The following is a 25,036-nucleotide window of genomic DNA, read 5'->3' as shown; positions in this document are numbered from 1 at the left end:
TCACTTAAGTTGCCGAAATTCCACCAAATAACCGCTAAAACAGATAATACCGACGGGAACCAGAACCCATAACGAATAAAGCTTTTCCAGAAAGGAGTCCAGTTTTTGCTAACAGCAAGTATTGCCTGAAATAGATAAATATCAATCAGAAAGAAGATTATGATAAAAATAATAAACGTCATGATGCGTGCTTTCATCGTAAATATATCAGTGCCGGAAGACACTTTAAAATGAGCAGGTGTTGCCCTATTATGAATAAAAAAAGTCGTCCTATATCTAAGACGACTTTTTTTAAAATTTAGTTTCTGTTAGCTCAATGCTACTGCACCTTCAGGGTTTGATGATGGACTTTCTCGTCTTTTATAAACCCGATCCTTTAATTTATCAACCAACAGATAAAGCACTGGAACGAGTATCAACGTAAGGAAAGTACCGAATATCAGTCCAAAGATCATAGTCCAGGAAAGTGGTCCCCAGAAAGCTACGTTATCGCCACCAAAGAAAATATGCGGATTAAACTCTGTAAATAATGTTACAAAGTCTATGTTTAAACCAACGGCTAATGGTATCAGGCCAAGTGTGGCAGCAAGCGCTGTAAGAATAACCGGGGTCATCCTTGTCTTTGCAGCTTCAATAACGGCCTCTCTCGTTTTATAGCCTTGGCTCTTCAAGAGATCCGTAAACTCAACCAAAAGAATCCCGTTACGAACCACAATTCCTGCCAATGCCATCACCCCTACTCCAGACATTACTATCGATATTTCCATTTTAAAAAGTGAAAAACCAAGTAATACACCAATTACACTGAAGACAATTTCAGTAAGGATAATCAGTGGTTTGCTTATGGAATTAAACTGAATAACCAGGATCATAAGGATGAGCATAAAAGCCACACCGAATGCTGTTACAAGAAACGTCCCTGTCTCTTCCTGATCTTCCTGTTCACCTGTCATTTTAATCTCTACTTGATCTGGTTTCGAAAATGAAGGAAGACTTTGTTGTATCTGCGCTACAATCTCATTAGCATTATAGCCAGACAACACATTGGATGCTAATGTTACTACACGCTTCTGATCTATCCTTCTGATCCCCGCATAACTATTTGAGTATTCAATTTTAGCTAACGCAGATAAAGGAACTTGCCTCACAGCCCCACCAGACGCCATATCACGATAAGTAATTGGCAGGTTCATCAAAATGTTGATGTCATTCCGCTGCTCTTCTTTAATCCTTAACTGGATCGGATAATCGTCATTTTCATCACGGAATTTTGATATTTCATTTCCATAGATAGCTGTACGCAAGGCCATACCAATTTGTCCTGTAGAAATACCCTCACGATTTGCTTTTTCGCGATCAATATTAATTACAATCTCAGGTTTATCACTTTGAAAATCTGATTTCAATTCTTCAACACCCGGAATCTGTAGTGAGTCCAGGTATCTTTTCAAACGATCAGCCGTTGACACGAGCATATCAAATTCATCTGCAGCTATCTCAATGTTAATAGGCTTACCCGTTGGAGGACCATTCGCTTCCTGGTCTACAGAAATCTCAGCACCTTTAACACCTTTTACTACTTCCCTGATTTTATTGAGGTAGTCTTTTGTAGAACGTCCATCGCGTTGGGCAAAATCAACAAAAGCAACGGTCACCTTGCCCAAATGAGGGCTGGCCTGGCTGCCTCCTTCTAATTGGTTTTCGTTTGCACCAATGGCTACATTAGAGATAATGGACTCAACAAGCGTTGAATCTTCTTTAACAAGTTCCATTATTTTATTTTCAACCGTGCGAGTAACAGAATCAGTTACGCGTTGATCAGTTCCTATCGGCATTCTGATGTATGCATAGATAAAGTTAGGGTCGCCTTGCGGGAAGAATACAACCGGAGGCTGACGAATTCCTGTGAAGATAATAGAGAAGATAAACAACCCTATAACACCAACCACAATCCATATCGGACGATATCTGTGTAAGCACCAGGTAATCATCCTGCTATAGGCATGCTGTACCGACGGCCAGGTGTTGTTCTGAAATCTTACAATCACATTCTTCAAATAGAAGTGATGAAGGGCATATAAAGCGAAAAGGAATATGGTAAAGTTTCCTAATCCAGGCGCACCAACAATATATGACATCAACGCAATTGACCCCAACACAACTGCTGTAATCTTAAAACCTTTTGTTATACGACCTTTCTCTTCATGATCATAGTCATGTGGTTTCATAAAGTCTGCCGCAAACACAGGATTCATAATATACGCCACAAGCAATGATGCAAGAAGTGCGACAATAAGTGTTATAGGCAAGTACATCATGAACTTTCCAATTACACCTGGCCAGAAAGCCAGTGGAATAAAAGGTGCAAGCACTACCAGCGTTCCCGAAAGTACAGGGAGAAACACTTCACCCGCCGCAATCTTTGCTGCTTTTCTAATGGGTACTTTGCCATTATCAAATACTCGGTGCGTATTCTCAATCACTACGATGGCGTCATCCACGACAATTCCCAATGCTAGTAAGAATGAGAACAGCGTCATCATGTTTAATGTAAATCCAAGCGTAGGAAACACAAGGAATGCAATAAAGCTTGAAAGAGGAACGGACAATCCAACGAATATCGCGTTAGTAGCTCCCATAAAAAACATCAGAATCAATGTTACCAGTACAAACCCAATAATGATGGTATTGATCAGGTCATGCAACGTCATCCGGGTGTTGTCGGATTGATCGGCTGTTATCGTAATCTTAACACCAGGAGGAAGAATATCTTTTTCAAATTCTTTTACAATTTCATTAATTTGATCAGACGCAAGAATAAGGTTCTCACCACTTCTTTTAATAACGTTAAGTGTAATTACATTCTTCTTATCTAAGCGCGCAAAGCTCTCTTGCTCTTTATGCGAATCAACAACCTCTGCTATATCTTTCAGATAAACCTTACCGCCACGTATCGATCCTACAACGGTATTAGCCAATTGCTCAGCAGATTCAAATTCACCGTTTACACTAAGGGAACGCTTCATTCCATCTACCGATAGCTGCCCGCCTGATACAATAACGTTCTCATAGGATACAGCACTGATAATATCATCAAGGCTAACACCTGCAGAGGCAGCTTTAAACATATCTAGATTGATCTGAATTTCTCTGTCTAATGCTCCTACAATATCCACCCTTCTGATCTCTTTCACAGATTCAATACGATCCTGCATATGCTCAGCATACTCTTTCAACGTATGAAGGTCGTAGTCACCAGAAAGGTTTACGTTCATAATAGGGACTTCGGAAATATCTATCTCAATTACCTGTGGATCTTCATCAAGATCTGTAGGAAGATTTCGCTTCGACCTGTCAACAGCGTCTTTCACTTCCTGCTTGGCATCATCAATAAGAATGTCCGGTTCAAATTCAATAATTACATTTGAAAAGTCCTGAACCGAGTTACTGGTAATTTTCTTTACGCCTGAAATTGATTTTACTTCTTTTTCAATCTCTTTTGTAATCAGGTTCTCAATGTCCTCTGGGGCAGCACCCGGATAAATAGTAGCAACATATATCTGCGGAAAAACAACCTCAGGGAAATTCTCTTTCGGAAGACTGATGTATGTTAAAATACCAGCCAAACAAATGATAACAGTAGCAACATAAATGCTGACTTTATTATCAATGGACCAGCTGGTAGGTTTAAATTCTTTATTTGGTTCAACCATAAATTAGTATGCGTTAAAAGTTGATAAAAAATAGTCGTACTCAAATTTGAGTGCGACTATCTTCATAACTAGATTTTTATTACTTCTCCATCACTTAAACCCTGATATCCAAAGGTTACAATTTTATCACCTGCCTTTAGTCCTTGTACCTGAGCAAGATTATTAAACACGCCGTCAACAGTAATTATTTTCTTACGCGCAACAGTTTGTTTTCCGTTATTTTCTGCAACATAAACGATCTTCTCATTATTGACAGTCTGAATCACATTCACAGGAACTACAATCGCAGATGGCTCAGTGTTAAATACTACTTTAATAGTACCTGTCATGTTAGGTCTGAGATCAGGATGATTTGGCAAATTAATTTCTACATTAAACGTCCTTGATAAAGGATCAATATTCTTCCCAACAAAAGTTACTTTCGCTTCAATATCTTTCTTCAACTCAGGAATACTAACAATTACTTTATTGCCCTTCTTAATGGTTGTAACAAAAGCTTCAGAAACTTTTGCTGCCAGCTTCAGATCACTTGCATTAACAACGCGCGCTGCAGGCATACCTGGTGATATATTTTCTCCTACTTTAACAACCACTTCATCCACTGTTCCGCTTATAGGAGCTTTAATCTTCGCCATTTCATTCTGTTCTCTTAATGAGGCAAGTTGTTTCTCAAGGCTTTCTTTATTTGTCTTGGCCTGAAGAAATTGCACTTCTGTTCCAATCTTCTGGTCCCACAGATTCTTTTGTCTTTCGTAAACACTTTTCGCCAATTCGAGTTGGGCCTCCATAGACTGGATATTTGTAACAATAACCGAGTTATCTATCTGTGCAAGCACTTGTCCTTTTGAAACTGATTGTCCTTCGGTTACATAAACCTGAGTAACAACACCCATTGTTTTGGCACTCACCAACACATTATTATCTGATTCAATAAGACCCTGTGTTTGTACAAAGTGATCGAATGATCGCGGAGCAAGCGCTGTAATAGAAACTTCTTTTGCTCTAACACTGGTAGCAGCATCTGGATTTGCAGCCGCTATCTCTGCTTCAAGCTTTTGAATTTCTTTTGTCAGTGCAACCTGGTCTTTCTTTAATTTTTCAAGACGCGCCTGTTTGTCATCTTCAGGTGATGCCGCGCTGCATGCAGCTAGCAGACCTGCTATAATGGCAACAAAAAATAACCGGAAATAGATATTTGATTTCATGAATATAGTTTTTTCAGCGTAGGTCATATAGTTATTTGGTAGAGGTGTTATCTTCTGGCAACAATTTTCCATAAGCTTTATCAAGATCTACTTTAGCCACCAATGCATCATATAACGCATTGTAGTAATTAATCTGTGCTTCACGCAAACTGCTTTCTGCGTCAATTACCTCAATGTTAGAGCCAACACCTTGCTCATATTTTATCTTGGTAACCCGTGCTACATTTTCTGCCAGCCTCTTGTTTTCGTCCTGCGACTTTAAAGAGGTTATAGCATTCATATAATTAATGGCAGATTGTTTGGTCTCCAAATCAATTGCCTGTTTCAGATTTGTAAATCCATTTTCAATTTTCTGCAACGTCAATTTAGATTGTTGGATTCGATAATTTCGTTGAAGACCACTGAAAAGCGGAACATTTAATGTAAGGCCAAGCATTGTATAAGGATACCATTTATCTGGGCCTGTACCAGGGATAAAAGCAGCATTCTTATTAGTTTCAGTCCTGAATAATCCCATCACATCCGCAGATTGCGTAGAATAACCAAGGTTTGCAAAAACAGAAATCGACGGCAACGACGCTGAATATTTATTTTTAATATCAAGTGTTTGAAGTTCTCTGTTCGATTCAAGTATACTATAGTCTATTCGTTGTTTATAGTCCCACTCGAGCGCATAATTATTAAGAACATTTTCATCAACCTGCAATGATGCAATTTCACCAGCAACTTCTATTGGCTGATTTAAAGGATAGTTCATCTGAAACTTCAACAAATGAAGAGACAGTTCCTGCAGGTTGTAGAACTTAGTACGTTCAGATTTTAAATTGTTAAGTGTAACCTGAATCCTATCAACATCAATACCTTCAGCAAAGCCATTTTCATTCATTGCTTTAGTGGTCTTTAACAAAGATTCAACCCTGGTTATGTTGTTATCAAAAAGTTGCATCCTATCCTTGTTAATTAAAACCCCGTAATAGGCCTTTGTTACTTGCTGAATGATTTGCTCTTTGGTTTGTTGTGTAGTTTTAACAGATAGTTCACGATAAGCGCTTGCTGCTTGCAAACCTACAAGGTATGAACCATTGAAGATAATCTGGCTGATGGTTATCCCTGCATCACCGGCACTCTTCAATTGAAAGAAGTTTTGGGCCGCTACTACATCTCCGTCTTCAACGCCTTCCATGGGAGGAATAAAACTAAAGGCAGCAGTATCTGATGCACTTGGCTCTGTATACTGTTGAAAGAATCTTTGCAATTTAGCATTATGAGTTATTGACACCTTTCCATCGACCTGCGGTAATCCTATACCTCTCGTCTCTTTCACTCTCGCATCTGCAATCCTCTCATCAAGTGTTGCATTCTTTACATTAATAGAGTTCTCCAGCGCATAAGTGATACATTGCTCCAATGTAAATACTTGACCACTTTGATTTTCCTGGGCAAAACTTCGTGCCGGCATTATCAAAGCAAGAATTAAAAAATGATACAATCGCTTCATGCTATAATATGGTTGTGGTTTGGTGTTTATTAACTTTCTCTTTATGCTTCAAATACAACTTTCTGCCTTTCTCAGTAGCTATACCGTGAACAAAGTGATCGAATATCTCCATCTGCACCTCCGGAAGCTTAAACTTCTCTCTCGGAAACAACTCCTCATCAAACGCCAGCTGTACTAATTCCAGGCGCATAGTACTAATGATATCAGCGTTAATCTCTGGCCTGTAATAACCCTCTTCAATACCTTGTTTAATGTTTCTGATAACTGATTGACGTATAATCCTGTTTTTGTGATTTACCCAAACTGCCCACGCCTTCGGATGATACTTCTTCAAATCAAATAATAGGGAGGGATTCAACTCCTCCATATTATGCTTTAGTTTTAAAGACAAAGCCGCCAATTCTTCAATTGCATTTCTCGACCTGAAATGAATATTATCAAACTCAATTGTCTCTCTGTCTAAATGAGCTTTACATGCCAGTGTTACAATATCTTCCTTGTCGGAAAAATGTTGATAAAGCGTTTTTTTAGACACAGAAAGATGCCTGGCTATATCATCCATAGAAATACTCCTTACTCCATACTTTGTAAAGAGAACTTCAGCACCTTTTAAAATTTTATCTCTGATCGATAATTCTTCCATGGCCGGCAAAACTATGGAAACTTTCACTATTAAAAAAGTTTCCAACGTTTCCTTTAACGCAAAAATTTCCTATAGGTTAGCATCTTCATGTCTTTTTATTAAAAATTTATTTAAAAGTGCTAACCTTCAAAACTTCACCAACTACTCTGATTAAACTGAAGTATTTTTATCGTTGGAACACCATTTCTCGCGCAAGCGCGCTTTAAAGCGTTCCCTGTCTTCAGCATTCATGCTCGATAATTTTTCGTAATACTTATGTTTCCAGCGTGCAGGCCCATTGTTGCAACCTTTACCGCCAAATCCGCCGAAAAGTATTTTACTGAGCAATAAAAGACCGAGGGCCTGAAAGAATGTTATAGCCGGACCGTTAAATAAAGCTGGAATCAGCCAGTTCCATAACATCATTGTGATATATCCAAACAACACAATAAAGAGGACGCAGACAAAGACCCATTTAACTATTTTCAAACCCTTGTTATTCATAGTACTTATCAAATTAGAATTGCCTTTGGCAACTCAAAGTTCTTCATATAATTTTTGTAACTTCTTTCTTAAAGCAAGAATAGCATAACGCTTCCTCGACAAAAGTGTATTGATGGAAACACCTGTGTCTTCTGATATTTCACGAAAGCTCTTTTCTTCTAATTCATTTAGAATAAAAACTTCCCGCTGTTCAAAAGGTAATTCATCAAGCGCATCCATAATAGCATCCCAAAGCATCTCTCTTAAATATGAGTCTTCAGGTGTATTGCCAAGATCAGGAAGTATTTCCTGAAGTGTTATCGGAGAATCATCATCAGTTCCCGTCTGAAGCCCTAACTCAGTGCGTTGAGGACGAACAGAATCTCTACGGTATCTATCGATGATTTTATTTCTTGCTACAGAAAAAAGCCATGAAGTAACTCTATCCAATGATTCAATGGAATCAAAGCCAACAACAAATTGGTAAAAGACGTCCTGGAGTATATCTTCTGCTTCATCATTGTTTGAAACACGGTTACGGATAAAACCCAGCAACTTGTCTTTCTCTCGCAGAAATGTTTGTTCTTTAATTTGCATGGCCAGTTCCATAACCTTGCTCTGGTTTTTTAATCAGAGACGGGCAATGGACAAGATTATTTTACAAAACAATGAAATTTTATAAGAAAGTTACGCTCTCTGACTCTTTTCGGTGCCTGTTGTTTTATTAAGTTTAGCAAACATCAAAGTTTTTAAGAAACGTATTTAATGATTAGCAATCACTATCTGAACTATCAAAGCAGCCGCATTCATTATGTGAAGGCAGGAAATGGCAAGGAAACCTTATTATTCTTTCATGGCTTCGGACAAGACCACACCGTCTATATTCCATTAATTCAATCGTTAGCAAAACATTATTCACTCTATATTTTCGATCTCTTCTTTCATGGGCAAAGTAAATGGGGATATGACGAACGGCCTCTTGAGAAAAAATATTGGAAAGAAATGATTGCTCAATTTCTCAAAGAAAACTCAATCACCTCATTTTCTGTTGTTGGATACAGCCTTGGAGGACGGTTTGCACTAAGTACCCTTGAAGCCTTCCCTGAAAAGATAAACAAAGTGTTTCTTATTGCTTCTGACGGCATAAGAGAAAATACATGGTACAAACTCGCGACTTATCCTTTTTTTCTCCGGAAGTTCTTTAAAAGCATGATTCACAATTATAATCGGTTTCTCACTATAGCGGACAAGCTTGTTAAATGGAAGCTTGTAGATCCTGGTCTTATTCGTTTTGCAGATTATCAGATGGGAACAACTGAAAAGCGGAAAAGAGTATATTATTCTTGGGTGGTGTTCAGGCACATGAAATTTAACATCCGAAGGCTGGCGAGCCTTATAAATAAGCATAATATCCAAACAGTAGTTATTGTAGGCCGATACGATAAAGTGATTCTTCCCGAACACATGGATAAATTCAGGAGCCTTTTAAACAATCATAAATTTCACGCTCTGGAGTCAGGACATAGCGGTTTAATATATCAAAGCCTTCCTTTTATTGCCGAAAAAGTATCTCCTTCGAATTATATCATACGCTAAAGAAGAGCTAACGATCTAAAGGTTGCTTAGTAATGTATCCTCTTACTGATCAGAAGGCATTAGAAATACCTATATTTGCTGATACCTGTCAATATCCAAGTCTAACCTTTGTAGTTACCGGCAAGCTTCGAAAAACTGATCCTTAAAGCTTTACTATTTCCTATACAAATTCCCAATTTTTCAAAAGGTACCAGACAATAACAGGCCTACTCTTAATCGTTACCAGGCCAATCTTTTCTGTAAAAACATAACACTCCGCCAACTTGGCAGTAAATTACTCCATCATGCCTAACTTATCTCAACTAGTGCTCTCTTACTGCTCTCCTACTCCACTGCTACTCTTCCTACTCCTGCCATTATTTCCGGCTTACCACCCTAATTTTTATAGAAATCATAGCTGAAACATTAAAAATGCTTTTAATTTTGCAGCTTCAATTCTAAACGATTCCATGATTTTATTCTTTCGTTCGGAGGCCAATACACTTTACGCTGTTGGCTCGGCACAGCCTTTACAAAAAAATGATGTTCAAAAGCTTACCTGGCTTTTCAGCGGAGCACAGCCCTTAGAAGAAAAGGTTCTGAATGGCCTTTATATCGGCCCGAGGAAAGAAATGATCACCCCATGGAGCACCAATGCTGTAGAAATCACACAGAACATGGGTATCACAGGAATTCAGCGAATTGAAGAATTTGAAGTAGCTAATGGTGAGAACGCGAAGTATGACAGGATGCTTCAACATTTGTATAAGAATCTGGATCAGGACTTATTTACCATTAACCATTCACCTGAACCCATCCTTGAGATCGATAATATTGCCGCCTATAATGAAAAAGAGGGATTGGCTTTAAGCAAAGAAGAAATAACATACCTTGAAGAAGTTAGCAAACAGCTGGGAAGGAAGTTAACAGACAGTGAAATCTTCGGCTTCTCTCAGGTAAACTCAGAACATTGCCGTCACAAGATCTTTAATGGTACTTTTGTAATTGATGGACAGGAAAAGCCTTCAACTCTTTTTCAGCTAATAAAGAAGACATCGAAAGAGAATCCTAATTATCTCGTATCTGCCTATAAGGACAACGTTGCCTTTATTAAAGGTCCGAAAATCGGGCAGTTTGCACCAGCAAGCCAAGACACGGCAGATTATTTTACAATCAAAGAATTCGATTCTGTAATATCAGTTAAAGCGGAAACACACAACTTCCCTACCACAGTTGAGCCTTTTAATGGAGCAGCTACCGGTTCTGGTGGCGAAATAAGAGACAGGCTGGCAGGAGGTAAAGGGTCTCTCCCTCTTGCTGGAACAGCAGTATACATAACCTCCTATCCAAGATTAAATGGAGGACGACCATGGGAGAAAAAGTTTGAAGCCCGCAAATGGTTATACCAAAACCCGGAAGAGATTTTGATCAAAGCGTCAGATGGCGCTTCAGACTTTGGCAATAAATTCGGGCAGCCTCTTATTACAGGTAGCGTATTAACATTCGAACATTTTGAAAATGATAAAAAGTATGGTTTCGATAAAGTGATCATGCTTGCAGGTGGTGTTGGTTTTGGCAAGGAACAAGACAGCAAGAAAGGGCACCTGCAACCTGGTGATAAAATCGTTTTACTGGGTGGTGATAACTATCGTATTGGTATGGGAGGTGGCGCTGTGTCTTCAGTAGCTACAGGAGAATACGGAAATGCCATTGAACTTAATGCTATTCAGCGTTCAAATCCTGAAATGCAAAAGCGTGTGATGAATGCTATCAGAGCGATGGTAGAATCAGACGAGAACCCGATAGTAACTATTCATGATCATGGCGCCGGCGGCCACTTGAACTGTTTGTCAGAATTATTGGAAGAGACCGGAGGAAAAATTGATATAGATAAAATCCCTGTAGGTGATCCTACCCTTTCTGATAAAGAAATAATAAGTAACGAGTCTCAGGAAAGAATGGGACTTGGTATACGTGAAAAAGATATTGAGACTTTAAAAAAAGTTTCTGAGCGCGAGCGTGCTCCTTTTTATGTTATAGGCAAGGCTACTGGAGACGGAAAGTTTGAGTTTAGTAAAAACGGTCAATCGCGCAAGCCTGTTGAATTAAACATAAGCCATCTTTTTGGTTCATCACCAAAAACTCTTATTAGCGACTCAAAACAAGTTATACAGTACAAGCCTGTTCAGTATGATCTGAATAAGTTTCAGGAATACCTTGAGCAGGTACTTCAGCTTGAAGCGGTAGCATGTAAAGATTGGCTCACTAACAAAGTAGACCGTTCCGTTACAGGTAAAGTTGCCACACAACAAACCTGCGGTCCTGTTCAATTGCCACTGAACAACGTCGGTGTAATGGCATTGGATTACATCAGCAACAAAGGGGTAGCTACTGCTATAGGGCATGCACCAGGAGCTGCCTTGGTCGATCCGGTTGCAGGAAGCAAACTTGCAATAGCAGAAGCTCTAACAAACATTATATGGGCCCCACTTCCCTATGGCCGTAAAGGTATTTCATTAAGCGCCAACTGGATGTGGCCTTGCAAAAACAAAGGAGAAGATGCAAGACTGTATGAAGCCGTTGAAGCTGTAAGCAATTTTGCCATTGCCTTAGGAATCAATATTCCCACAGGAAAAGATTCTTTGTCAATGACCCAGAAGTATCCCAATGGAGAAGTGGTTGTAGCACCAGGCACCGTAATTATTTCAGCTGTTGGCGAGGTAAGTAATGTAACTAAAACAGTATCACCTGTACTCGAACCGATTAAAAACTCTAAACTGGTTTATATTAACCTTTCTAAAGATGAATATAAACTGGGTGGATCCAGCTTAGCACAGGTATTGAATCTATTAGGAGATGAAGTGCCTACAATAAAAGACGAAGCTTACTTCGCAAAAGCATTTGACGGTGTACAGAGTTTGATCAGCGAAAGCAAAGTGCTCTCAGGGCATGACATTTCAGAAGGTGGTTTAATCACTGCGCTACTTGAAATGACATTTGCTGTACCGCAAGCCGGACTTGATATCAATATTTCTGAATTAAATGGTGATTTGATTCAGATTCTTTTTGCCGAAAACCCAGGTATTATCCTTCAGGTTAAAGCAGAAAGTGATTTAACTTCATTAAAAGATAAAGGTATTACTTATCAGGTTCTCGGTACTGTTACCCAGGAAAGAGTAATTAAACTGACATTGGAGTCCGGAACACAAACCCTGGATATTGACGCACTTCGAGATACATGGTTTAAAACATCTTATCAGCTTGATAGCAAACAACGCCCGCAGCAGCATGCTGAAAGCAGATTCAAAAACTATAAGAGACAAGTTCTTGAATACAAGTTTCAGGAGAGATTTGATGGAAGATTCGAAACATATGGAATCGATCCATCCAGAAAGAAGTCGTCCGGTATAAAAGCCGCTATCATTCGTGAAAAGGGCGTAAACGGAGATCGCGAAATGGCCTACTCCCTTTACCTCGCCGGCTTCGATGTGAAAGATATTCATATGACTGACCTGGTCTCTGGCAGAGAAGATCTCTCCGATGTTAACCTTATTGTTTTTGTAGGAGGCTTCTCCAACTCAGATGTATTAGGTTCTGCAAAAGGATGGGCAGGGGCTTTTCTTTACAATCCAAAAGCAAAACAAGCACTTGATAATTTCTATAAGCGAAATGACACATTAAGTCTTGGCGTTTGTAATGGATGCCAGTTAATGATGGAGCTAGGCCTGGTATACCCTGAATGGAAAGATCATCCAAAGATGCACCATAATAGTTCAGAGAAGTTTGAGTCTATGTTTTTGAACGTAACCATTCCTCAGAACGATTCGGTCATGCTGAAAAGTTTTTCAGGAGCGCGGTTAGGTGTTTGGATTGCTCACGGTGAAGGAAGATTTATCCTTCCTGAAGATCAGAGTCAGTATCAGATTGCAGCACAGTATTCTTACGCGGAATACCCTGGCACCCCGGGAGGTTCAACACATTCTGCTGCTGCCCTGGTATCGAAAGACGGAAGACATCTTGCTATTATGCCTCATATTGAACGGTCGCTATTCCCGTGGAACTGGGCCTACTACCCAACAGAAAGGAAAGCAGACGTAGTTTCTCCTTGGATAGAAGCCTTTGTAAACGCCCGCGACTGGTTAAAAAAAATCTAAAAAGGTTACATTCTGCCAACTGTTATTAAAGAATTTTTAGCTTATCTTCAAATTCCTTAATAACAGTTGAGCCTATGTCAAAACTCTTCGCTCCTTTGCTGCTTTGCGTGCTCCTAGCATCTTGCCTCGGATACAAGGAATTACCAGTTGAATACGATTATAGCTATAAGGGTAATTTCAAAAAGTATAGAACGTTTGACATCATGAAACCTGCAGGGGTAAGTGACTCTACCATGGTTAATGATGTAATTGAAAAATCCATTATCGCACGAATGAAGTTTTTAGGTTACCGACAAGTAACTAATAAACCACATTTGATAATAGGATTTAAGATGTTTAATGATAGCCTGAAGTTCAACGGATATAATCAACCCGACATTGAAGAATGGGCAAAAAGCCAGAAGGACGATCTAAATTACGATCCCCAAAAGTTTAGTATGAAAACAGGCACCCTGCTCATTCAATTGTATGACCGCAGGCAGAACCGTTCCATCTGGCAGGGATATGCTACCACCATGTATGGCAATATTGATTTTAACAACAGCCGACACTTACGAAATGCAGTAATTTCCATTCTGGATAAATACCGTTTCTGGGCTGAAGGATTTATTGAAAACGGTGGAGCAATTGCTGAAGAAAAAGACCTTTAATTTTTTTGCCCGCGGTTACCATTTTAAAAAAATAATTCTACCTTTGCTGTCCCAAATTTAACGGCTTGCAACACCGCGGCCGGGGTTTCTAAAGTAGTAACATACTTAAGAAAGGCATTGTCCGATGGTGTAACTGGCAACACGCCTGATTTTGATTCAGGAAAGTCCAGGTTCGAGCCCTGGTCGGACAACAATTAAAAATCCCGTCATAAAGGCGGGATTTTTAGTTCTGCTAAGAAGCAGACACTACATAAAACAAAAGACTGTCCATGGCGGTTAAAATTTTCAGTGGAAGAGCCACTCAATATTTGGCTGAGAAAATTGCTTATGCTTATGGTGCTCCGCTGGGAGTAATAAACTACCAGCAATTCAGTGATGGTGAAATGTCACCTTATATTGCTGAATCCGTTCGTGGTCACGATGTATTCATCATTCAGTCTACCTTCCCTCCTGCTGACAATTTAATGGAGTTGTTACTTACAGTTGATGCTGCTAAACGAGCAAGCTCTCACACTGTTAATGTAATTATCCCCTACTTCGGCTACGCCCGCCAGGATAGAAAAGACAAACCTCGTGTTTCAATTGCTGCTAAGATGATAGCAAACCTTCTTTCTGCAGCTGGTGCCGATAGAATTATGACCTGTGATTTACATGCAGATCAGATTCAAGGCTTTTTTGATATTCCTGTTGATCACCTTGACGGTTCATACATCTTTGTACCTTATCTCAAATCTTTGAAGTTAAAGGACATTATGTTTGCAACACCTGACGTAGGTGGTATCAAACGCGCCAGAAACTTTGCCAAATTCTTTGATGCTGACTTGGCTGTTTGCGATAAATACCGTAAAGAAGCCAATAAAGTAGCTTCGATGCGACTTATCGGTGAAGTTGAAGGCAAAGACGTTATCCTGGTTGATGACCTTGTTGACACAGCAGGAACCATTTGCAAAGCGGCCGGGCTGTTAAAAGAAAACGGAGCAAAGTCAGTAAGAGCAGTGTGTACCCATGCGGTGCTTTCAGGAAAGGCGTATGAAAACGTGGAGGGTTCAGCCCTTGAAGAGTTGGTGGTAACAGATACAATTCCTTTAAAACAGGAGTCGAGCAAGATTAAGGTTATCAGTGTTTCTGATCTTTTTGCAAAGGCTATAAGGATCATACACACCAATGAGTCCATCAGCTCACTATTTATCAAGTTGTAAACTTTAAACTAAATTATATTTTATGAAAACTGTTGAGATTATAGGGTATAAACGAGCAAATCTTGGCAAAGCAGATTCACAACGATTAAGAGATGAAGGACTTGTTCCATGCGTACTTTACGGAGGAAACGAGCAGGTCCATTTCTATTCGCCAATGATCCTTTTCCGCGACTTGGTTTATACAAACGAAGCACACTTCGTTCATTTAAATATCGAAGGCGAAGAAGCACAGGCTATTCTTCAGGAAGTTCAGTTTCACCCTGTAAGTGAAGTACTCTTACATGCCGATTTCCTTAGAATTTCAGAAGAAAGAAAAATCAAGATGAGCATTCCTGCCCGTCTTGTTGGCCAGGCTCCTGGGGTATCTAAAGGTGGAACGCTCGTTCGTAAGCGCGCTGCCTTAAAAGTTTATGGCTTCCCTAAAGATATGCCTGATCATATCGACATCGATGTATCTTCTTTGGATTTTCACCATGCTATTAAAGTAGGTGATCTTAATATTCAAGGGCTTGAATTCCTTGATCCAAAACAAGCTACAATTGCTGCCGTAGAAGTACCTCGCGCTGCTAAAATGGCTGCTGACGCTGCTGTTGCCGCTGAAGGAGGTGCTGCTGCTGCTCCTGCCGCTGCTGATGCTAAGAAAGCTGAAGCTCCTAAGAAAGAAGCTGGTAAAAAATAAGCAGTACAAAGCTTTTGAGATAATGAAGAGAGGAGACATGTTCTCCTCTTTTTATTTTTAAGCGTTCTTCTACTTTCAATATTTAACCTAATTCTATAGTAATGAAATATCTTATTGCCGGGCTTGGTAACATAGGACCAGAATATGAATTAACCCGACACAATGCAGGATTTCTTATTCTTGATCAGCTAGCCGATACACAACAGGCAGCTTTTAAAATTGATCGTTTAGCAGAGAAGGCTGAGTTTAGATTTAAAGGACGTACCGTCCACTTGATTAAGCCTTCTACCTATATGAACCTAAGCGGAAAGGCTATTGCATATTGGCTCAATGAACTCAAAATTGAAAAGCAAAACCTTCTTGTGGTTGTCGATGAAATAGCTCTTCCATTTGGAAGCTTGCGCTTGAGAACAAAGGGAAGCTCGGCAGGTCATAACGGTCTTAAAAACATAGAGCTTCTTCTCGGCGGTCAGGAATACAGCAGACTACGCGTTGGAATCGGAAACACATTTAACCAGGGCAAACAGGTTGATTATGTCTTGGGGAAATTTTCGAAAGAAGAGTTTGAGAAGTTTCCGGAGATAGCTAAAAAAGCAAATGAAATGATCCTCTCATTTTGTACAGCCGGCCCTGCAATTACTATGTCTCAGTTCAACGACTGATAATTTCTTTTTAAACCAACCTAGAACAGTAGCAATGGCCTCACGCATAGGCATATCTGTTTTGAGCATCTCAATGCTCAAAACAGATTCTTATCTTGTTTAGCTTACGGTAGATCCGGGGCTTACAACATCAGAAGGTTGCAGTAATTTCAACTTACCATCAGCATCCTCCGCCATCAGGATCATGCCCTGCGATTCGATACCCATCATCTTTCTTGGCGCCAGGTTAGCAATCAGTGTTACTTGTTTTCCTGTAATCTCTTCCGGACTAAAATGCTGTGCAATTCCGCTCAGTATTGTTCTTTTGTCTAAACCTGTATCTACAGTAAGTTTTAAAAGTTTGTTAGACTTCTCCATTTTTTCGGCTGCAAGAACAGTTCCTACACGTATATCAAGCTTACCAAAATCATCATATACAATTTCGGGTTTAAGAGGCTTAACTGTTGATGTTGTTTCTGGATTCACGGCCTTTGGTTTATCTTTTTTAAGTCGTTCCAATTGTTTCTCTAACTCTGCATCCTCTACATTCCGGAAAAGCAACTCAGGTTGATTTAATTGGTGGTTTTCAGGAACAGTAGGAACAAGTTCTTCTTTTTTCCAAAACAATTTCCATCCGTCAACCAGAGATAGTCCATTTAATTGTTTAATGATGCTCGCAGATGCATCTGGCAAGAAAGGAGCACAAGCAACACCAATGTTTCCAACTATCGTCAAGACATAATTTAATATGCTCCCCACTGCTTCCATGTCTTCTTTTGCAAGCTTCCAAGGTTCAGTATCAGCAAGAAATTTATTACCAGTTCGCGCAAGGTTCATCATCTCAAACTGTGCCTCGCGGAACCTGAAATTATCAAGGGCGTTCACCATCGACTTCACTGATCTGTTCATCTCCTCGTGCGCTTTATTATACAAATCAAGAATTCTCTTTCTCTTTTCTGTTGTACCCGGTAATTCTTTTTCTGAAGGAACCTTGCCATCAAAGTACTTCCAGGTCAACACCATCACCCTGTTTATGAAGTTGCCAAGAATAGCAACCAGCTCACTGTTTACTTTTTGCTGATAATCCTTCCAAGTGAAGTCCGCATCTTTCGTTTCAGGTGAAATAGAATTCAATACATAGCGAAGCTCGTCTCTCCTGCCAGGAAGATCCTGGAGATACTCGTGTAACCACACAGCATGATTGCGTGAAGTTGAAAGCTTCTCCCCTTCAAGATTCAAAAACTCATTTGCAGGAACATTATCCGGCAGGATAAAATCGCCCGCAGCCTTGAGCATGGAAGGAAATATAATGCAGTGGAATACAATGTTATCTTTCCCGATAAAATGAATGAGCCTTGTTTCCGGATCTTTCCAGTACTTCTCCCAATCGTTAGGTCTAAGTTCTTTTGTAGCGGAGATATAACCTATTGGCGCATCAAACCAAACATATAACACTTTGCCTTTAGCATCAGGAAGCGGAACAGGGATACCCCAGTCCAAATCTCTTGTAATTGACCTTGGCTGCAGTCCCTGATCTATCCATGACTTACACTGCCCGTAAACATTAGTTTTCCAATCGTCTTTATGACCTTCGATGAGCCACTCTTTAAGCCAGCCCTCAAACTTGTCGAGCGGAAAATACCAATGCTTTGTTGGGCGGAGAACAGGTTCCTTTCCTGAAACCGTTGACCTTGGTTTTATAAGTTGCTTAGGACTAAGACTTGTACCGCATTTCTCGCACTGGTCACCATAAGCATTAGGATTACCACAATTAGGGCAGGTGCCTACGATATATCTGTCAGCAAGAAAAATCCCTTCCTGCTCGTCGAAGTACTGATCTGAGGTCTCTTCAATAAAAAGTTTCTGCTGATCGATTTTAGTAAAAAAGTCCTGCGCCGTTTTATAATGAACTTCATTGGAAGTCCTGGAGTATATATCGAAAGAGATCCCAAAATCCTCAAATGCCTTTTTCATAACGGCATGATACTTATCCACGAATTGACGAGGGGTCATCCCCTCCTTTTTAGCGCCAATGGTTATGGCCACCCCATGTTCATCTGAACCACAGACAAAGACCACATCCTCACCTCTTAACCTCAGAAACCTCACGTATGTATCCGCAGGCAAATAAGCACCCGCTATATGGCCAATATGTAAGGGACCATTGGCATATGGCAAGGCAGAGGTAATGGTATATCGCTTGAATTTTTTCATATCAATTAAAAACGCTGCAAGATGATAAATAGAAATGGAAGGTAAAAGGACGAAATAACGGCTGATTAAGCCATTATTTTTGAAGTAGACAAAGGCAAAGTAACGAAGAACTCGGTGTAACCCTCACTGGTAGTTTTGAGATTAATAACCCCACCGAGCTTTTGAACAGCCGTTTTGGTAATATACATACCTATGCCCCCTGTCTCGGATCGCTCGGAGGCGCGAGAAAACATTTGAAATATCTTATCGGGGTGGGCTTGATTTATTCCTATGCCATTGTCAATTACTCTAACCTTTAAAAAGTCGTCCGCAGTTTCAATGAAAATATTAACAAATGGGTCAACACGGTCAGAGTCATTATAGAACTTAATTGCGTTGTCGATTAGGTTTTCGAGAATAATGCGTATAAATTCTCTGTCGGAATAGAACTCGATGTTCTCTTCTATTTTCAGTTTAATGTTGAGATGCGGTGGCAACCCTTTCTTCTTCTCCAACAAAAGAACGTCGTTAATTACTGAGTTAAAGTCAATACGCTCAGAGGAAAGTATTGAGTTGTTAATCTGATTAACAATAACGAGTCGGGTAAGAATGGTATTAAGCTTTTCTGCAGTAACATCCAGTTTCCGAAGATAACCCAAAGCCACAGGATCAGTAACATCCAGAAGCGCGACGTTACACATTCCTTTTAAGCTTGCTAGTGGACCTCGAATATCGTGAGATGTTTTATAGATAAAATTATCGAGCTCTTCATTTACGCGACGCAGAGACTCGTTGGCCTTTTCGAGGTCAATGTTCTTCTCCTTAAGTTCTTTATCAAGGTTTATGTTGGAGTTTAGCAGTTGTTTGTTCTGCTCTTCAATAATGGCTTTAGCCTCAGAAAGCGCTGCGTTTACCTTTTTCTTAATTCTATTACTGCGGAAAAGCACGAAGATTAACAGCGTTGATAATACCGCGATAATTATGATAGCAAAATTGAGACTACGCTGGCGTTTGATTACCTCTTCTTTGGCAGCGATGGTTGCAAGATTTTGACGCTCAGCGTAGTTTGTTTGAATTTTTGCTAAATTTTTAATTAAATCTTGGCTGTATATACTGTCCTTTAATAAAATATATTTACTCTGATAGTGCGATGACTTTTCAAAGTCATGCTTCTTATAAAAGAGGTCAGAAAATACTTTATAAGATTCTATTAGTAATTCATTATATCCTTCATTTGATGCAATTTTTTCACATTCTGTTAACGTTACGACAGCCGAATCCAGCTTATGCTGTTTTATAAATATGTATGAGAAATAAAGGAGATTCTCTGCCTCAAATCTTTTATTCTCTATTTTTTTTGAAATTGTATAAGAGCTTTTAAAGTGTTTGGCAGCTTTAGGGAAGTTGTTCATTCCATAATAGGACATGCCTAATCCGAATTCCGCATCAATTTTTGTTCTTTCGCTACAGTTCTCACCACAGGTCTTCAGAGCAAGATCAAAGTATTCATGAGCTTTCGAAAAATCCTTTAATTGATTATAACATAATCCAATATTGACAAGTAGGTAATCTAATGTCTTTAACCTCAACGCCCGGTTATAAAAATCCAAGGCAGTCTCATAGTTGTTCAATTTAAAGTATACTAATCCAATATTATTAAGTGAAATACTTATCTCCTCTGCATTATTGTCTTCTTCACGCATCTTTAAAGCTTGAAAATGTATATCCAATGCTTTGTCATACTTCGCTTGAATAGTATATGCTATCGCTAAATTGTTTAGTATTGACTTATAATCTTCTCTTAGTTCATTCCTTTTAGCTTTTGATAATACTTCAAGTAAAACTTTTTCCGCTTCATTTGGTTTATCCATTCTATTAAATAGTAAACCAATTATTCTCGAGGAATTTACAATTTTTGATGTGTCTCCTAATTGGTAGGCAATACGACTAGCCTCTTGAACGACTTTAAGCGCTTCTTCATTTTGTTGCATAGACGCATATAATCTAGATAGAGAGATTAATGCATCATATTTGTCACTTCCAGAGCTCTTATCTATTACAACCTTAATTGAATCGATTTGTCTAAGTTGACCATGCGAACCAGTAAAAAATATTAACAGGATTATTGAGCAAATAAATACCCTTTTTAAAACATAAAATTTGAAACCGTACGCGAGTATCTTAAACACAAATATTGGTAGGTAAAAATACAGTAATACATGTCACCTTTACATGACAATTTAGTCAATAAAACCAACAAATCTAAACATAACTCACCATGAAAAGAATTATTTACTTGATCATTATTACTATTGGTAGCTGTCTTACAATTTCATCTTGTACTGAAGAAGAAGTAGCTCCTGCTTATGAGAATGGTAGTAACGGCGGAACAGCAGGAACAGGTGGTTTTTAAAGTATTGGGTATCAACATTTTCTTTCTAATTAATAAAGCATGAAAATTAAAGTTCTTTTCTTCTTAGGCATCGCTGCAGTAGCCACTCTTTCCTTTACGTACGATACTGAAACAACTTCCGAAAGAACAAAGGTTAAACTGGAAGAATCCTCAATTACTTTGAGTCCCATAGGAGGAGTAATTGCTGAAGATAAATTTTGAAGAAAAAGCTAGTAATCAGCATTGTTTATATCCAACACATCAGGATGTATTGGAACTAATAAAATGTTAAAAATTTTATTAGTTTAGTTAAAATAATCAAAAAATATTACATTGATTTTTTACGCGTTTTTGATAAAATTTGAATTCCTTACAAAGGAATAGATTAAACTTCGAGTTTTTTTTACGAAAAGCAACGTTGCTAACTTTTACTCGATATAGTTAGTTTATTAAAACACAAACCGGCTTTAGGTTTTGCGCTGCAAATACTACCATTTAATGATCTCACGCTCTTCTTGATCGTGAAATATCCTTATTGCTAATAACAAACCCGATGATGTCATATCTACCGTAGTCATAATGATAGTATCAGGTTCTTTAAACTGTTTTAAGCCCAAAATGCCTAATGAATTTAAGGCACCACGGAACATTGCTTGGGATGTGGCTTTGGATACCAATTGCTCTTTTATCTGGTAGCTTATTCCAGGAATCACGGCTTTGCTGAAGCTCCTTTATACCTATGTTCTTCCTTTTCAAGTGCTTCGTAATGGGTTTCCCCTGGTCTATTTGTTTAAAAGTAGAAGGACATTAAATAAGGCAACGGTATCAAGCTAGGTTCTTTTGGCAAACCAACCATCTAATTCTCAATTAAAGGCTCTAATCCTATCCAACAAAGATTTTGAAGCGTGATCCGATTGTATAGTATAATCAAGTATGCGAGGATCGTGTATCTCCTTCTGAACAAGTCTATTTAGTCCTACTATTGTAGCTATGGTACTCCTCACTTCTGTTGTTACCTTTTCCAGTGAGGCTTCCTTTTCTTTATATGCTTGTAACCAAGAGTCTCTGTTTAAAGCAAGCTGATATGTCCTCTCCTGTACTTTCTTCTCTAACGCTTCATTAATAGTTTTCCTGGTTTTGTTTATTCTTATCAGTAGCATTATTACGATAAGTAATGCAAAAGCTACAATGCCAATAAGAATGTTTACCAAGCGCTGAACAGCAATGTTCTTTTCGGTGAGATCAATGACCTGACCCTGTGCTTTTATGCGCGCTATGTTCTCCCTTTGCAGATAGTCGGACTCAACTTTCATTAGATTAGTTGTAAGATTCTCGTTGTAAATGCTGTCCTTTAATTCTATATACTTATTTTGATAATAGGCCATTTTCTCAAAATCCTTTTCGACATTATATAAATCAATAAAATGACTATAGATTTTTATTGCCTCAAGATTAAAGGGAGTGCCTCTATCAATTATTACTTCTGCTTCTTTCAAATATTTTACAACTTCGTATTGATTACTATCATTGTAAATTTTGACCAGGTAATCAATGTTATCCAGAACAAATCGATGGTCTTCAATTTGATTGGCCAAGTAATAGGATCTTCTGAAATTCTGAACCGCTAAATCAAATTGTTTAAGTCCAAAATGGATAATTCCTGAACAAAAATTCCACTCAATTTCAATTTGAACAGAGCAATTCCCTTTCCCTTTACATATAATTGAAGCGCTATCTAAATATGTTTTAGCTAATTTAAAGTCATCGATGCATGCGTAGGAAAGACTCGTATTTATGAAAGTCCTTTCCATATCATGATAATCATTTATCTGTTGCTTAATACGCAATGATCGAAGAAAGTATGAGAGTGCCTTTTTATAGTCTCCAAGTTTAAGGTAAGATATTCCGATATTACTGGAAATCGATGCGAGTTCCAAATCATAATTGTTTGTGTATAGCTCTAATGCCTTAAAATTAGTTCTTAAAGACTCATCATAATTAGCAGTATTATTATATGCTAACGCTAAATTTAACAGAATCTTTTTCCTCTCAAGAATTAGATTTAACTTTTCCGCCATGGGTAACACTTTGAGCAGAACATCTTTAGCTTCTTCTGGTTTAGCCATCATATTATATAGTTGTCCAACTATTCGAGAGGCGGTCACCCATCTTACGGTGTCTCCTTGCTTCACTGCTAACTCACGGGCTTGCTGAGCATAGGTGAAAGCTTTTCGTATATCTTTACTAACTATCTCTCTTACTAGATCAATCAAATAATCGAACTTTACCTTACCTTCTGTTGTATTTACAAGATTTAACAATGAATCTGCTTTTGATTTCTGGCAGTAGGCGTTGGGTGTGTGAAGTATTAAACCAAGGAGAAGATATACTAGCAAATTATAATTTACTAGTAACCTTATGCGATTCTTCATATCCTTAACTGTTAAGCTTGTTGGGTAAATTCTTTATTATTAAACACTTCGATTACAGACATTAGATTACCGGAAGTCAATTCCACTTCTTTTATGTACTGGATGGCGTCTGGTTCTTTAAATTGCTTTAAGCCTAAGGTGCTTAATCCTTTTAAAGTAGCTATGGAACTTTTTATTTCAGTTGTTGCCTTGGCTATCAGTTGTTCTTTTACCTCATAGGCTTTGTGCCAGGAGTCGCGGCTTTGTTGAAGTTCTTTTGTACGTTCCTGTACTTTCTTCTCAAGTGCTTCGTTAATGGTTTTCCTGGTTTTGTTTATTCTTATCAGTAGCATTATTACGATAAGTAATGCAAAAGCTATAACTCCGATAAGAATATTTACCCAACGCTGAACAGTAATGTTCTTTTCGGTGAGATCAATAACTTGTTTTTGTGCTTCAATACGGGCCATGTTTTCTTTTTGGAGGTGCTCAGCTTCTACCTTCATGAGGTTTGTTGTCAGAGCCTCATTATAAATGCTGTCCTTTATACTAATATATTTCTCTTGATAATATGCCATTTGTATAAAATCACCAAGTTTTTTATAAAATGCTACCAAGCAAGAGTAGATTTTGATTATCTCTAAATTGAAAGATGCACTATTGTTAATAAGAACTTCAGCTTCTTCTAGATAAGTTTTAGCTTCACTCATTCTACCTTGAGAAATTAATATATGACTTAATTGAACTATATTATCCAACACCAAACGGTGGTTTCCTAAATCTTTAGCTGTTTTTAAGGATTTGACAAATTGATATTCAGCCTTAGCTGAATCTTTAAGATTGAGAAAAATTTCTCCTAAACTATAATATCCATTAAGTATCACATCATCTGAACAGTGTGTTTTACAACTATTTAAGGCACTGTCAACATATTCCTTGGCCCGGCCAAAGTCTTTTAAATTGATATAACAAAGACTAACATTTAAGAGATCACTTTCAAAGTCATAATATTCTTGTAATCTATTCTGAAGATCAAGGGATTGTAGGTAGTATGAAAGTGCTTTATTGTACTCTTTAAGTTTATAATAAACAAAGCCAATATTATTTAATACTATGTAAAACTCCTGGTTTTCTCCATCCATTTGACAAAGCTCTAATGTTTCAAACAGAAGCTTCAGAGCTGCATCGTATCTAGCCTGTTGTGCAAATAAAGACCCCAAGCTTATTCTTATTTTCTTACGTTCCTTTATTAAATTTCTCAAATCTGCAAGTGGTAAGGCTTCTAGTAGAATAACTTGTGCTTCTTTATATTTATCCAACCTCTTATACAGTTGCCCTACAATCCGTGAAGCTGTTACCCATACACTTGTATCTTTCTGCAAGGATGACAACGCTCGTGCTTCTTGGGCATACTTCATTGACTCGTTATAATCAATCAGCGATAATTCACGAGCTAAGTCGATAAGATTATTAAGCTTCTCCTTACCTTCTGTTGTATTCACAAGAGTTAATAAAGAATCTGCTTTAGATTTCTGGCAATAGGCATTGGGTGTGTAAAGTATTAAACAGAGGAGAAGGTATACTAGTAAATTATAATTTATTAGTAACCTTGTGCGATTCT

Annotated in this window: 19 protein-coding genes, 1 tRNA gene and 1 pseudogene; 9 read left to right on the top strand and 12 right to left on the bottom strand. The window is 38.4% G+C overall.

Going from position 1 to position 25,036, the window contains the following annotated elements; translation table 11 throughout:
• The 7 genes and pseudogenes from KK060_RS18645 to KK060_RS18615 form a co-directional block, all read right to left on the bottom strand.
• Positions 1 to 182 (bottom strand): annotated as a pseudogene (locus KK060_RS18645) (hypothetical protein); the annotation flags it as partial.
• 126 nt (positions 183 to 308) lie between these two features.
• Positions 309 to 3,713: an efflux RND transporter permease subunit gene (locus tag KK060_RS18640; RefSeq protein WP_254155289.1), complete on the bottom strand. Its 3,405-nt coding sequence runs from the start codon at positions 3,711 to 3,713 to the stop codon at positions 309 to 311.
• Positions 3,714 to 3,781: 68 nt separating this feature from the next.
• A complete protein-coding gene (locus tag KK060_RS18635) occupies positions 3,782 to 4,918 on the bottom strand; it encodes an efflux RND transporter periplasmic adaptor subunit (protein WP_254155288.1) in 1,137 nt (378 codons plus the stop codon).
• A 31-nt stretch (positions 4,919 to 4,949) separates the two neighbouring features.
• Positions 4,950 to 6,416: a TolC family protein gene (locus KK060_RS18630; protein ID WP_254155287.1), complete on the bottom strand. Its 1,467-nt coding sequence runs from the start codon at positions 6,414 to 6,416 to the stop codon at positions 4,950 to 4,952.
• A 1-nt stretch (position 6,417) separates the two neighbouring features.
• Positions 6,418 to 7,059, bottom strand: a complete 642-nt coding sequence (locus KK060_RS18625; protein ID WP_254155286.1) for a TetR/AcrR family transcriptional regulator — start codon at positions 7,057 to 7,059, stop codon at positions 6,418 to 6,420.
• A 150-nt stretch (positions 7,060 to 7,209) separates the two neighbouring features.
• Complete coding sequence (locus tag KK060_RS18620) at positions 7,210 to 7,542, bottom strand: hypothetical protein (protein ID WP_254155285.1); 333 nt, start codon at positions 7,540 to 7,542, stop codon at positions 7,210 to 7,212.
• A 33-nt stretch (positions 7,543 to 7,575) separates the two neighbouring features.
• Positions 7,576 to 8,130, bottom strand: a complete 555-nt coding sequence (locus KK060_RS18615; protein WP_254155284.1) for an RNA polymerase sigma factor — start codon at positions 8,128 to 8,130, stop codon at positions 7,576 to 7,578.
• A 156-nt stretch (positions 8,131 to 8,286) separates the two neighbouring features.
• Here KK060_RS18615 and KK060_RS18610 point away from each other — a divergent pair, with 156 nt between their 5' ends.
• From KK060_RS18610 to pth, 7 genes are all read left to right on the top strand, one after another.
• Positions 8,287 to 9,117 carry an alpha/beta fold hydrolase gene (locus KK060_RS18610; RefSeq protein ID WP_254155283.1) on the top strand — a complete coding sequence of 277 codons (831 nt, stop codon included), beginning with the start codon at positions 8,287 to 8,289 and terminating at the stop codon, positions 9,115 to 9,117.
• A 449-nt stretch (positions 9,118 to 9,566) separates the two neighbouring features.
• Positions 9,567 to 13,250 carry a phosphoribosylformylglycinamidine synthase gene (gene purL / locus KK060_RS18605; RefSeq protein WP_254155282.1) on the top strand — a complete coding sequence of 1,228 codons (3,684 nt, stop codon included), beginning with the start codon at positions 9,567 to 9,569 and terminating at the stop codon, positions 13,248 to 13,250.
• 74 nt (positions 13,251 to 13,324) lie between these two features.
• The gene (locus tag KK060_RS18600; RefSeq protein WP_254155281.1) at positions 13,325 to 13,900 is read left to right on the top strand and encodes a DUF4136 domain-containing protein; all 576 of its coding nucleotides are present in this window, start codon (positions 13,325 to 13,327) and stop codon (positions 13,898 to 13,900) included.
• 118 nt (positions 13,901 to 14,018) lie between these two features.
• Positions 14,019 to 14,091 (top strand) — tRNA-Gln (locus tag KK060_RS18595).
• Positions 14,092 to 14,169: 78 nt separating this feature from the next.
• On the top strand, positions 14,170 to 15,099 hold the full coding sequence (locus KK060_RS18590; protein ID WP_254155280.1) for a ribose-phosphate pyrophosphokinase: 930 nt from the start codon (positions 14,170 to 14,172) through the stop codon (positions 15,097 to 15,099).
• A gap of 22 nt (positions 15,100 to 15,121) precedes the next feature.
• Entirely contained in the window at positions 15,122 to 15,778 is a 657-nt protein-coding gene (locus KK060_RS18585) for a 50S ribosomal protein L25/general stress protein Ctc (RefSeq protein WP_254155279.1), read from the top strand.
• 101 nt (positions 15,779 to 15,879) lie between these two features.
• Positions 15,880 to 16,440 (top strand): aminoacyl-tRNA hydrolase, encoded by a 561-nt coding sequence (gene pth, locus KK060_RS18580; RefSeq protein ID WP_254155278.1) that lies wholly within the window; start codon positions 15,880 to 15,882, stop codon positions 16,438 to 16,440.
• Positions 16,441 to 16,539: 99 nt separating this feature from the next.
• Here the strand turns inward: pth and metG are convergent, their stop codons facing one another.
• Positions 16,540 to 18,633, bottom strand: coding sequence for a methionine--tRNA ligase (metG, locus tag KK060_RS18575; RefSeq protein ID WP_254155277.1), 2,094 nt, complete (start codon positions 18,631 to 18,633; stop codon positions 16,540 to 16,542).
• Positions 18,634 to 18,698: 65 nt separating this feature from the next.
• Complete coding sequence (locus tag KK060_RS18570; RefSeq protein WP_254155276.1) at positions 18,699 to 20,603, bottom strand: tetratricopeptide repeat-containing sensor histidine kinase; 1,905 nt, start codon at positions 20,601 to 20,603, stop codon at positions 18,699 to 18,701.
• Between the two features lie 287 nt (positions 20,604 to 20,890).
• On the opposite strand from KK060_RS18570, the gene KK060_RS25100 reads away from it, so the two are divergent.
• The gene (locus KK060_RS25100) at positions 20,891 to 21,025 is read left to right on the top strand and encodes a hypothetical protein (protein WP_302180119.1); all 135 of its coding nucleotides are present in this window, start codon (positions 20,891 to 20,893) and stop codon (positions 21,023 to 21,025) included.
• Positions 21,026 to 21,064: 39 nt separating this feature from the next.
• Positions 21,065 to 21,226, top strand: coding sequence for a hypothetical protein (locus KK060_RS18565; protein WP_254155275.1), 162 nt, complete (start codon positions 21,065 to 21,067; stop codon positions 21,224 to 21,226).
• Between the two features lie 266 nt (positions 21,227 to 21,492).
• Here KK060_RS18565 and KK060_RS18560 read toward each other — a convergent pair whose 3' ends face one another.
• The 3 genes from KK060_RS18560 to KK060_RS18550 all read right to left on the bottom strand — a co-directional run bounded on the left by KK060_RS18560 (position 21,493) and on the right by KK060_RS18550 (position 24,917).
• Positions 21,493 to 21,717 (bottom strand): hypothetical protein, encoded by a 225-nt coding sequence (locus tag KK060_RS18560; RefSeq protein WP_254155274.1) that lies wholly within the window; start codon positions 21,715 to 21,717, stop codon positions 21,493 to 21,495.
• A gap of 150 nt (positions 21,718 to 21,867) precedes the next feature.
• Entirely contained in the window at positions 21,868 to 23,436 is a 1,569-nt protein-coding gene (locus KK060_RS18555) for a tetratricopeptide repeat protein (RefSeq protein WP_254155273.1), read from the bottom strand.
• 11 nt (positions 23,437 to 23,447) lie between these two features.
• Positions 23,448 to 24,917 (bottom strand): tetratricopeptide repeat protein, encoded by a 1,470-nt coding sequence (locus KK060_RS18550; protein ID WP_254155272.1) that lies wholly within the window; start codon positions 24,915 to 24,917, stop codon positions 23,448 to 23,450.
• Between the last annotated feature and the right edge of the window lie 119 nt (positions 24,918 to 25,036).

It is taken from the genome of Chryseosolibacter indicum (assembly GCF_018598585.1).
Classification (GTDB): Bacteria; Bacteroidota; Bacteroidia; order Cytophagales; family Cyclobacteriaceae; genus Chryseosolibacter; species Chryseosolibacter indicus.
Note: the sequence above shows the minus strand (reverse complement) of the source record. Positions and strands in the feature narration are given on the sequence as shown.